Genomic DNA, 10619 nt, shown 5'->3' on the forward strand with positions numbered 1-10619 from the left:
ATTTTCAAATAAAAGTATCTAACATCTATAAAATGGAAGCAATTATTTTTCACCATTCTTTAATAATGAAATAACCTATAAGATTATTTTGATAAAGCTTAAATACCCTCTTCCTGCTCTTTCTCCATATACTCCTCACGTATCTGAGAAAGGGTCTTCCCGGTTTCCTTGTGAACAGCAAACACATAGGTTTGTATACTAGACCAGCCAAATAGCTCCTTCAACCATTTTTGCATGGAGATTTCTTCACCATTCACTTCTACATTTCCATTAGCCAATAGCGTTCCTTCATCATCACGTCCTTTGGCAACAATTGTGTCACCATCCTTTATTACACCCCATACAAGCATCTCACCAATTTTAGGGAGTGCTCTCCGAGTAAAGCCTTTTTTCTGTACACTACTTTTTATTGGACTATCTAAGAAATTAACGTAGTAATCTTTATATGTACTTAAGGGCAAAACTTTTTCAATGTTTATGTACACTTCATCCTTGATTTTATATGGGATCATTTTAAAGCAGCTAATATCGACATTGTTACTATTCAACCATGCAACCGCCGATAGGGTCTGTTCATCATAATCAGAAGCTACCAGTATAATTTTTTGACTCACATTAAAGTTACTCTCAGCACCATTTTCCTGTAAAAATTCAGTTAACTTGCGAGCTCCAAGTTCAGCGCTAGTTAAAGATCCATCTTCAAATTCATTACGATACTTTTCAATGTATGGAGCGTAGATTTTGTTCACTAAGTCCTCTGGATCTTCAATCGTTGCATAGCTGGCTGCATAGCGAATCGCTTGAAATTCAAAGGCTTCTTTTCGCCCCTCAATATCTTTACGATCTCTTTTAATCTCAACTAAAACAAGATTTCCTTTGTTGTCGACAGCGGTAAGATCACTAATTCCATGCTGAGCGTTTCTAACTTGCTTTCCCGACAATTAACATTGATTCTTCTTCATCGCATATCATATCGATGTTCTTTCTTAACAATTCTTCAATATCGTTTTCTTTGTAATCTAGTTCCGAAAAAGTCGTAACACTTATTTTGGTCGCCTTATCATTGGATACATTGTACATTTTAATAGCCTCCTAGAACAGGACTTCGTTTAGATAATTTCATCAATATTATTAACTTAATAGATTCCTTTGATACTCATATTTGAACAAAAAAGGATTCCACCGGCAAAAAGGGACTGTCCCTCTTGACTTCTGTTGAATTTATGCTTTATATACTAGATTCACTGATATACCTAATATTCTTGCGGCTTGTTTTTGGGAGATTCCGTCTATCTTCTTAATTTTTCTTAATATCGGTGTTCTATGAACTTTTGATAATGTTTTTACATGTGCTATTTCCATCGTTCCAAGGATCCTTTTTATTTCTATTCTCACTTCTTCATCTGATAACCTTCGTACATAGTGATGGTCATCAAGGCACTCATCATGATTACTTCGTTCATTAAAATCTTTGAATAATTCCATTGCTAAAGGGCGATCATCGGAGAACATTCCTAATACAAAGTCTTGGTCAAGTAACTTCAATGGATAAATCTTTTTTCCGTAATAACCGTTACAGCTACTCCACTTCCATTGCTGTACATCGTCTACTATTTTTGCTTTCACTGGATTTTGATGAATGTATCGCACAACGGTACGCATATATTGATCTGTTTCCACATTCTCACTTCTAAATCTATCTTGAAATAAGTGGCCGCGAGTTCGGTATTTCCAGTTATAATGGGAAACGAAGCATACCCCAATCCTTTTCATTGTAATGGATATACTTTCCTCCCCCTCCTTCATCAACAGGTGGACGTGGTTACTCATTAAACACCATGCATACACTTTAAGACCAATACGCCTTTTGTATTTCATGACATTATCTAAAAATACCATTCGGTCTTCATCATCATGAAATATCTCCTGACCATTTGCGCCTCTCCACATAATATGATAGATCAGGGTCTTACTCTTCTTTCTCGCTTCACGTGGCATAGAGATCACCTCTTTTTTTCAAAGACTAATTATTTAATAGGAAGCATTGTGTTCTCCAGTTAGACAATTGCTCGTATTAAGAGTTATCTTTCTCAAAGATAAAGCTTCTACTAATGCCTCATTGCTGATCATCCCACTACCATTTAAGTCTGCAATTGTTCTTGCTAATCTAATAATCTTTATTTGGACCCGATTACTTAATCCTTCTTGAATACAGACCCTTTGTAAGAGGTGTTGCTGCTCGCTGGTTAATGGAAAGAGCGTTATTAGTTGTTCAAATGGCACACTTCCATTACATACCTCCCTCCCATACCGTTTATATTGTATTAGCCTCGCAGCTTGCACACGTTTTTTTATAGCATCAGATGATTCAATCCCGTGGAAATGATGACCTTTGAGGTTTACAGATTTTAAGGTTAGTAGGATATCAATTCGATCTAGTATTGGTCCTGAAACTCTATTTTTATAACTATTTATTTGTTTTTCAGAGCAGGTACAATATTGCGTAGTGGAACCGAGGTATCCACAAGGACATGGGTTCATGGCAGCTATGAAGATAAACTTTGCTGGATAGGTGACTGTGGAATGGACGCGGCTTATCGTTACTTTTTCATTCTCCAAAGGTTGTCTTAGCATCGCCGTGGAGACGAATAGATAAAAATTTTAAAATATAGATTGAGGGTTATAAACCCTTCTAATAATATAGCGATTAACCTATATTGCATTTAGCCAGCAACTTATACCCTTCAGTTCAAAAGATGCAAAATAAAAATGCCCACCACTTATTGCGGTGAGCATAATGAAACAAGTTTCTTCTATATTGAATTTAAATTTGAAGTTCCACTTTTAATTAGAAAAATGGATTAGTCAATTAGGGCCAGCACCGATATGGTGATTAGCTTCAAGTACGTGCTTAGTTTACTTGCTCCAATTTATTAGCAGACTTTCCTGTTCTAACTTTATCTTATTTCTTAATATGGATTTTATTAGCTGATGCCAAAAGCTATAGCTATCGTCTTTTAACAGGGCTGTAAGTTTGTCTGCGTATTCAACTGAAAACTGAATACCATATTCTAAGTATTGGCTATAAATGTACTCGTCCATAAATAAAGGTTTAAGACTATCGAAGTAATTTCTACGCAGGTGTTCAAATATTAAAATCCCACCATAATCTATATCGCCCCAGTGATAAACCTCTGGAATTTCACTTCTTAACTCTTTAAGTTTATATAATAGTTTACGTAAAGCATGATGAGGATATCCACCTGTATAAATGGCTAGGATCTGGTCGGCGTTTGTAAAAACACTTTTACCTAACGTTTCTTCTTTGATCTTTCCAGATAAAAACTCATGATAAGCCGTTAAGTTTTCAATTAAAAGAATTGCCTTAGCATTGATCTCCTGTATTTCTAACTCTTTAATGGTGTCAAAGGTAAGACCTATACCACCTGGAAGCTCTGCAACATTCACAGTTAAATTGTTGCTTCTAAATTCCAATGGCCCTGAAACTAATGTTATTTGAGGGTTTTCTACAATACCAATTGCATCCAAATACTCAATATCAGTTTCCATATTAACGCTGCCAAAACGTTTATAAATAGACACCAACCTTCCCTGTACATTCCTTTCAAAATACTTAGTGTCGTTAAACAAATTATGACTAAGGACTCTTTTCATTGTCCCCTCATCCATTTTGGGTAAAAACAGAAGCGTTTTAACTAAATCCTCATAACCTTTTGAGTCATCAATTTCCAAACCTGCTGTTTGATTGTTTGATAACGCTACGTTATAGTGACTCCAAAATTTTCTTACCCACTCCCATGGATGATCCGATAATGGCAAAAGGATGGATTTGATATTGATTAACTTCTGTTTCTTAGGGATGATCGCCGCTAACTGATAAGCTTTTTCAATAGCTTCATAGTTAAGATATACTTTGTCTATTTCTTCTCCCTCTTTAAATTTGGGCCATTTTACTTCAATAATGTTTTGATCTTGAAGTTCAGCAATAGCTTGATGAATCCACTCTCTTTTCCTATAATTCATTTCATCTAGGTAATCTTTTGAAAGTGGGTCGCTTATTTTCTTTATAGCAAACTGGGGTCGCTGCAAACTGACTTCTTCTGTTTTAAACGCCTTACTTGCTTCATACTTCTTCAGAAGCAAAGAGAGAATTCTGTTCTGATACTGTTTGATTTTCTCTTGGTCTTTCGTCAATTCCTTCACTACCAATCACCTCTCTATCAATCATATCCGTAAAGCATTCATAGCCTTCTCTATGTACTACGATGATAGTTGAGACTTCTGTTGCCATGTTTGACAGTTTCTCATCCGGTACGGCAGCTATTAGTTGGAAATTCATATTTTTAATTAAACGCAAGCTTGTCTGGATTCTTTCCTCATCCATTTTATTAAAGGCTTCATCAAAAACAACCAGACGCATCGTTTTATCTGAGCTATATAACTGATTAAATGAAGATAAAATTGCTATATAAAATGGTGTTTGTGTCTCTCCGCCAGACTTTTCTTTTAACACTTGTGAAAATCTAATTCTGCTATTTGTGGTAGTAATTATGATGTCAAAGTCAAGATAACGACGATAATCTGAGAATTCCTCCTGGTCACCAACCTCACCCTTAATTAGGATCTCAAATAATTCATGTAAAGACTGATCTTTTGCATCATCTGGTATATCAAATAAAGAGCCTTTTTCTACCACTTGTGGGTCCATAATAATTTCATAGAATCTTTTATATTTCTCACTTGGTCTAGAGTCAAACTGATAGTTTTCTTGATGGAACGGAAATCTTTTAAGTGCATCATTAAGTTGTTGAAACTGCCTTTTTGCCCCTTCAATCGCTTCTTTCATCTTATAAATAAAGTGAGATTTAAACTCTTCTTCTGATTGTCTTAAAGCTTCTTTAAGCTTTTCTTGGTAAGAATCAATATCAATATCGATTTGCTCTAATAGTTGCTGATATTCATTATTGTGTGTGGTTTCCTCATCGCCATTAAAATTATGCTTAACATTGTAATCGTGTCTATGGTTTCTTAAATCCTTGAACTTATTATCCGCTTGAGTGCGATTACCTTTTTGGTTATTAATCCAATTATCTATTTTCTTACCCAGGGGTAAATCTTGTTTTTCGGCCTCTTTTAATCTCTCTTCTGCCAAATTAAACATCTCTTCAGAATGCTCGTTCCTCCACTCAGCAAGCTGCTGTATTAACCCTTCCAATTCTGTTTCATAATGTTCTAGCCTTTCTTTCAAAGAATTAAAATGAATGTTTTTCTCTTTAATATCACCAATTAATTCTCTAACTCTCTTTTCTAATTTTTCCTCTCGTCCCTTCCAATAGTAATAATCCTCTTCTAATTTTTTAATCCCACTAAGATCTAGTTGGGATAATTCTATCTTAAGCTTCTCTAGAGTTTCCACTAGAATTTCGATTGTGGCAGGAATTTCAATATCTTTATTTAAGCGGTTATAATGGCTACGTTTTTCAGTAAGTAACACCACCCATTTAGAAAATAGATCATTCAGCCCTTCAGCTTCTTGAATATTTTGATCAGTTCGACGAAGCTCTTCTTTCTTAAGTTCTAACTGCTTTAAAATAGCTTTAGAACCTATATAAGGGATTTGATATCTTTCTTTTTTGATTTGTCTAGCTACTAAGTTTTGATACAGCATGCAACTACTTGTTATAGCTGCATTATGCTGACTTAATTCTTTTTCAGATTTAGCCTTCATTACTCTACCTAACAAATGTTCAGTACGAGCTTGTATCACAGGGTTTGTTGTTTCTAGCACTTCCGCCAAGGATCCCTGCTTTAATGACCCTAGATACTTACGCTCTTTATTTGTATTTACTAAACCTACACCTTCTAAATTTAGATTCCATTTCTCCTTTTCATAGATAGAAAGAGCTTGTTCAAAATAGTCTGGTTCCACTAACAGGTCAAACTTTTGAGTATGTAAATAGCCCTCAATTGCATTACGCCACTCTTCATTCAGAATTTCCATTTCCTCACAAAAGATCCATACATTCGATTTCCCATTTAACTCTCGCTTTAACAATTCTTTCAATTTATTTATAGACGGAGGATAAATTCTCTTCTTGTTTTCTAAATCTTTTATTTCTTTTATTAATTCAGCCCTTCTGTCTTTTAACTCTTTTATCTTCTTTTCTGTGTCACTCTTAGAAATAACAAAGCGATTATAAAGCTTAGATAATTCCTCTCCAAACCTATTTAGGTGTTTGTCGTTTTCATATATTGTTTTAGCTGTTAAAGTCTCTAACCTATCAATAATCGAATCTATTAATTGGATACCTTCGTTCAAATAACTTCGCTCATCGCTTTGCCATTTCCAGTATTCATTATTTGGCAAAATGATTAAATCCTTGATCATATTTTTTTCTTTGTGTAGATGGTTAACAAGCTGGTCTAACTTTTCTTTATTATTTTGTAATTCTTCTGAAGTATTCTTAATTTTATTATGTAATTCTTCTTCTCTCTTTTTCTCTTGATTGTTTTGCCATTTTTGAAAAGCGTCAATCTTTTTATGCTTTGCTTCTTCATGTTGCTCAACGGCTAGGTTTTTATCATCAGTTAACTCATTTACCTTGTCTGCTATACCTTTTAATTGGTTTTTTAATCCAACATTTTCTTCATGTTGTTTATCATGCTTTAATTGCCTAATAACATACTCCTGTTGCTCTACGATATCTAGTAATTTCTTATATTGGGTAAAAGTATCTTTAATTTCTTTTAAACGACCTTGACGCAAACTTAAATCTTCTAATTCCCGCTTATACCTTTGGTGAACTTCAAAGTTCTCTTTCATGATATCCAACTGTAATTCTTTCTTATCCAAAATGTAGTCATAAACAAAATCCCTCACATTTTGAATTGGCTTAAAAGACAATGCCTTTGAAAAAGAAGAGAAAAAGCGATGATTTACTTGACCCATTCTATTTAAAAGTGCCTTTTGGTAAGCTTCTTTTGTTCTCTCCTGTACCGAACGCTTCTTTAGATTGTTAACATACCGGTGAAATTCATCTCTATTCTTTAATTGGCCAGTTTCTTTCACATACTCAATATCTTTTAAGTTACAATCGTTAATTATAAAATACTCTTGATCATATGTATCGTCTCGATAGACATCAATAACAACTCCGACAACAAAATAATCAAATTTTTTCTCATCAAAGAATTCTGCCATGAGATATGTAGTAAAATCACCTTCTCGAACGTACCTTTGATCGTCACTGCCTATTTTTCCTCTTAAATAACTAATTAATGAACGTTTTGCATCATCGTGAGCAGAGGAATTGAAGCGTATCATTTTTAAGTTGGCGATAAATAAGACCTGTAAGGCATCAATAATTGTTGATTTACCTGCAGCATTTCTACCTGTTATCATAGTTTGACGTCCAAAAGGAATTTCTTCATCTTTAAAATAATGCCAATTAATCAGCTTCAGTTTCTTCATCCATTTCATTTTCATCCCCCTCTCCAATTCCCAATTCATAACGTGAAATCTTATCATTCAATTGCTGGATAGACTCACTGTCAATCATATGCAACCAACTGTGGAACAGACGAAATCTACAATCATCCGAATGTAAGTCTGAATCAATCGGTTGCATTAACTGATAACGCACGCATAAGCGTATATATTCATTTACTTTAGATTTGGTGAAACTCGGTAATCGAAACGTCTCATATTTTGCCTTTATTTCATATAATGTTGTGATTGGAAATTCCGATAAAGATAGGCCTTCTCTTTTTTCTTGATAGATTATTCTGAGTACTAATAGCCAGATACTTTCTTCTCGACTTAGTCTTTTTCGATGTAACCCTTTTGGAGATGCAACAAAAATAGTTTCATGCCTATCGTCAATAACAAAGTCCCATCCTAGAAATTTAAAGAATTCTTCTAGTTTATGCTTGTGTCGATTCGCTAAATAGTAGGACGTACGGTCTAACTCTTTAACAAGAAAATTAACTGAAAGCAATTTATTAATAATATCTTGTAATTCCTTTTGCTCTATCTCACTTCCGCTTATGAACAAGATTACCCCCCCTTCCTTTTGGACTATTACGTATTACAGTACGATCATCAAATCGATATTCGCCAATATGCACGATGCGTTTTTCTTTTTTGCGTACTAACCGATATTCAGAATGTCGATCATACCCATATAAGTACACGTAAGGTAAATAAATATACTCTTCTATTGTTTTGGGCGCTAAATCTACCATTCCCATTTCATCACGGTCTGCCAATCGCTCTAATACAAACGCATTAATCTTCTGTTTGGTAATTGCACTTTCAAGGCGTTGAATACTATGGTTTCGTATTTTCTTCTTTATTTCCTCAGAAATCGGGACTACTGTGTGCGATTCTGCTTGATGCAACTCCTTCTTTTTTCGAGGTGTCAGCAATGATTTTTCAGTTAAATGATCTGTCTCATGCAGCCTAATAACATTATTTAAAAAATCATCCCAATGGGGTTGGTTTTTTTCATAGCTTTCTAATATAGTAGCGATTTGCTGATCAACCCCCTGATTATGCTGCGTTAAATAGCGAGCACGATCATAGGATGACTTAATATATTGATGATGTCTTAAATCAATCTGTTCATATAGTTCATCTAGACTGTCGTAAGTTTCCTCTATAAATTGTAAGGCCTGTTTTATTTTTTGCTCTGCTTCATCCATAGAACTATATAACTCTGATCTCATTGCATCTTCTATTGCTAGATTTAACAAATCTTGATTTAAGGACCACCTCTGCACCGTCTCTAGTATCTTACTTCTATATCTTGCAACATGGTCTGAAGTTTTTAGTCGATGGTAGCTTTTATCTACAATTTTTTTCATGTATACATCAAAATGGTGATCTAATACTTCTTGAAGGGACTGTTTGCTAATAACTTGTTCCATATGATTTTTCATGTTATTAATAAGTAAACGTAATTCCTCCAATAACTGTTCTGTAATCCGTTCAGCTTCAATAATTGCAATACTCGGTTGTTTTTCCATTCCATCATTACTTAACAGCTGAAATGTACTTAAAGCGTAGCTTTGGTACTCTATTGTTCTTACCTGACAAAGGTCATGTAAAACACTTAACATCCGTATAGAATAATGGGGTAATATAATATACTGCTTAAAATTATTTCTCGTTTCAACATCAATCCATTTTAAATGCAATAGTTTTCTTAAAAGCGTATTCGCTTTAGCTCTTTGCATGTTATCAGATTCACTAGAGTCTATAGTGGTATCTTCTTCTATCTCGAATTGAACTCCCGACTCCTCTTTAACCTCGATCAACTCTTGTAATAAATCTCTCATAATATCGTATTCGATTCCAAATCTGCTAATCTTATATTGTTCGTACAATTCTAGTATTGCTTCAGCATAAATTTCTCTATTACTCCCAGAAAACAACGAAAAAAACCGCTCCGGTAACACATCAAAGAGTCTCATATATAATCTCCATACATCACTAATTTAATAGTTAAATTATACCATAGTAATTATTTTCTACGTTTCTAGTTTTGTACATACCTGATAAATGAAGAAAAAAAGCTCACTACCTGTTTTAGGTAATGAACTAACTCTGCCAATAGCTTATTAAAACCAAAAACACAATTTTATCATTTCATCTTCTTCTTAATCATACGTAGAATAATAATATGCCCCATCTTCTTTTTTCAATCTATGGGTTTGATGCTGCGACGGCCAATTCTTCATCGCATAAGCAATTGGCTCTTTCCCGTATGGTATATGAATAGCTAAATGTTCTCTAACGATAGGCGGGCATAAATTTCTATCTCTACGATTTTTTTTATTTAGATTTACAATAATAATAGGGATATCTAATTTCTTTGCCACTTCTATTTCCCAACGCACATATTTATATAAGTTCTTTGTCTTTTCTCCTACTAATAATATAAAACACTTCGAATTATTAAATCTCTCAGTAAGTTTGCGCTTTATATAAGGCTCGTCATTATCTTCCAGTTTACTTTTCCTCATAGGATACAAGTCATGGGCGTTATGGAAATTAAACTTTTCAGGATCTTTTTCTTTCCAAGCCAACATCAAACGATAATAACGAATATCTTCATCTGCATCGAAACAAACATAAGTTTTATTACGATAAGCCATATTAAAAACCCCCTATACAATTAAGAATTTGCTTTTGGTATCGATTGAGTCAAAACAATAGTTATGAAAATGAACGATAAAACTACTTGTGAAAGTACAATTATTTGCCCAATATTAGTAGTAGCTACAATGGCATCAAAATTAAAAGGAAAAGTGTTGGAAAAACTAAACAGCAGTGCTTCTGTAAAGGATACAGTATTGTTTTCGAAAGAAAAGTTATTTTTAAAAGGGATTTGATAGAGATAGGCATAAATAAGTAACATGTAAAGCACTGATTGAAATAAATTAATGAATTTACGCCTCGTTCTATGTACTGTTGCATAATTCCCTCTTATATTCCCCTCTTCCCAAATGTGATAATAAAAGTAAACATAAGAATTTATAAATAATAAATATAGAGAAATTAATACAACCGAATTTGTCTCGATTTGGAAATGTAT

At 33.9% G+C, this 10619-nt stretch carries 9 protein-coding genes and 1 pseudogene; all 10 read right to left on the reverse strand.

The window, feature by feature from the left end; translation table 11 throughout:
• Window positions 1–98 precede the first annotated feature (98 nt).
• Complete coding sequence (locus tag BW724_RS19735) at window positions 99–941, reverse strand: hypothetical protein (RefSeq protein WP_235849026.1); 843 nt, start codon at window positions 939–941, stop codon at window positions 99–101.
• Complete coding sequence (locus BW724_RS24175; RefSeq protein ID WP_235849027.1) at window positions 922–1080, reverse strand: hypothetical protein; 159 nt, start codon at window positions 1078–1080, stop codon at window positions 922–924. Before BW724_RS24175 ends, BW724_RS19735 begins: the two co-directional genes overlap by 20 nt.
• A 141-nt stretch (window positions 1081–1221) precedes the next feature.
• The gene (locus tag BW724_RS19740) at window positions 1222–1998 is read right to left on the reverse strand and encodes a transposase (RefSeq protein WP_088076834.1); all 777 of its coding nucleotides are present in this window, start codon (window positions 1996–1998) and stop codon (window positions 1222–1224) included.
• 33 nt (window positions 1999–2031) lie between these two features.
• The gene (locus tag BW724_RS19745) at window positions 2032–2634 is read right to left on the reverse strand and encodes an ATP-binding protein (protein WP_088076835.1); all 603 of its coding nucleotides are present in this window, start codon (window positions 2632–2634) and stop codon (window positions 2032–2034) included.
• 282 nt (window positions 2635–2916) lie between these two features.
• The gene (locus BW724_RS19750) at window positions 2917–4224 is read right to left on the reverse strand and encodes a Wadjet anti-phage system protein JetD domain-containing protein (protein WP_088076836.1); all 1308 of its coding nucleotides are present in this window, start codon (window positions 4222–4224) and stop codon (window positions 2917–2919) included.
• Complete coding sequence (locus BW724_RS19755; protein WP_176371485.1) at window positions 4145–7501, reverse strand: ATP-binding protein; 3357 nt, start codon at window positions 7499–7501, stop codon at window positions 4145–4147. Before BW724_RS19755 ends, BW724_RS19750 begins: the two co-directional genes overlap by 80 nt.
• A complete protein-coding gene (locus tag BW724_RS19760; RefSeq protein WP_088076838.1) occupies window positions 7470–8075 on the reverse strand; it encodes a DUF4194 domain-containing protein in 606 nt (201 codons plus the stop codon). Before BW724_RS19760 ends, BW724_RS19755 begins: the two co-directional genes overlap by 32 nt.
• A complete protein-coding gene (locus tag BW724_RS19765) occupies window positions 8056–9495 on the reverse strand; it encodes a Wadjet anti-phage system protein JetA family protein (protein WP_088076839.1) in 1440 nt (479 codons plus the stop codon). Before BW724_RS19765 ends, BW724_RS19760 begins: the two co-directional genes overlap by 20 nt.
• A 186-nt stretch (window positions 9496–9681) precedes the next feature.
• Window positions 9682–10179, reverse strand: coding sequence for a TIR domain-containing protein (locus tag BW724_RS19770; RefSeq protein ID WP_088076840.1), 498 nt, complete (start codon window positions 10177–10179; stop codon window positions 9682–9684).
• Window positions 10180–10199: 20 nt separating this feature from the next.
• Window positions 10200–10619 (reverse strand): annotated as a pseudogene (locus tag BW724_RS23990) (hypothetical protein); the annotation flags it as partial.

This window comes from Litchfieldia alkalitelluris, assembly GCF_002153425.1.
GTDB lineage: Bacteria > Bacillota > Bacilli > Bacillales > Salisediminibacteriaceae > Evansella > Evansella alkalicola.